General features: G+C 40.4%; 3 protein-coding genes. 1 reads left to right on the forward strand and 2 read right to left on the reverse strand.

Going from position 1 to position 1,320, the window contains the following annotated elements:
• Positions 1–718: RadC family protein (locus DW917_RS16320; RefSeq protein ID WP_233524805.1), on the forward strand; the 718-nt coding region annotated here is incomplete at its 5' end.
• A 194-nt stretch (positions 719–912) separates the two neighbouring features.
• Here the strand turns inward: DW917_RS16320 and DW917_RS17400 are convergent.
• Both DW917_RS17400 and DW917_RS17405 read right to left on the reverse strand, forming a co-directional pair.
• Entirely contained in the window at positions 913–1,149 is a 237-nt protein-coding gene (locus tag DW917_RS17400) for a hypothetical protein (protein ID WP_158570232.1), read from the reverse strand.
• The coding region (locus DW917_RS17405) for a hypothetical protein (RefSeq protein WP_158570234.1) at positions 1,121–1,320 on the reverse strand (200 nt) is incomplete at its 5' end. The genes DW917_RS17400 and DW917_RS17405, both read right to left, overlap by 29 nt.

Below are 1,320 nucleotides of genomic sequence, written 5' to 3' on the forward strand. Positions count from 1 at the left end.
TAATTTTATTGTTGAACCCTTTAAAGCAAATTTGATTATGGAAAGAAAGAATTTTTCTGACTTTTGTATGGAAGAACATCCACAGTACAAGGCTTATAATAATGGTTATGAAAGCTTGACTGTTGTAGAACTTATTTCAATGATTATTGGAACAGGTACAAAACGTAATGTGGAACAGGCAAGACAGATTTACAATGTAATGGAAAATAGTCTCCATAAACTTGGCAAGAGTAGAAAAGAGGAAATTCAAGTTGTTCAAGGTATTGGTGATAGCAAAGCGCACGCCCTATATGCTGCAATAGAGCTTGGAAAACGCTATCAGTCAGAGAAATTTGAAAAGTCTCCCGATTTAGGTAGTAGCCTATCAATATATAATTATCTTTATCCCAAAATGGGTACATTAGACCATGAGGAGTTTCATGTTCTTCTGATGAATCAACATTTTTGTCTTATTAAAGATGTGACATTAAGTATCGGTGGATTGACGGAGACAGCGGCGGATATTCGTCTTATAATGAAAGAAGCTGTGTTGAACAACGCAACAATTATAGCCGTGGCACATAATCATCCATCAGGTTGCCCAACTCCAAGTAAAAATGACAATCTGTTAACACAGAATATAAAAAAGGCGTGTGAGTTAATGCGTATCTTCTTTATGGACCACTTGATTGTTTGTGATGGTACGTTCTATTCTTATTATGACAAAGGAAAATTGTAATAATCTTTATAATTATAAAGATAGGGATTGCAGAAATGCAATCCTTACCTTTCTGGCTGCTCCCTCATCGGTCGCAGCCATCAGGCGAACCATTCAGCTTCACCTGCAAAGAGGTATCTCCGATAATTGTCTATATTCCTTAATTTATATTTCTATTCTATATAAGTGTTATATAGAATATATCTATGCTGATATTATCCCTTTCGCCAGTTCTCTCCATGCACATCGTTGCTGTGTATGGAGAAATATGGCGAAATTGCCCAGGAGCAAAGTTTCTCTTCACTCCAGAGCAACAGGGGAGAGAGGTCTAACATTCCATCAGGGGCGTTACGAACAACACCCCTACTACGGATGCTGCACACTTTCCGGGCTGCCGTCAGAAAGTGAGGCTCGTTCTTTTTCTCAGAAGCTGAACGTTGTCCAAGCTTCACTGAGAGAATGAGGCTTACTTTCTGCCTCTGCCACATGGTCTATAAGATCACTCGGAAAGAGTACGGCATCCTTCAAACCCGGCATACCGATGTCTGCCTCGACAAGGCAGACGGTGTATGCCGGAGAGAGGTAGGCACGGCAAGGCTCCCTGCGGTCACTTTGCCATGCCT

This window comes from Prevotella sp. AM42-24, assembly GCF_003461825.1.
Taxonomy (GTDB): Bacteria; Bacteroidota; Bacteroidia; order Bacteroidales; family Bacteroidaceae; genus Prevotella; species Prevotella hominis.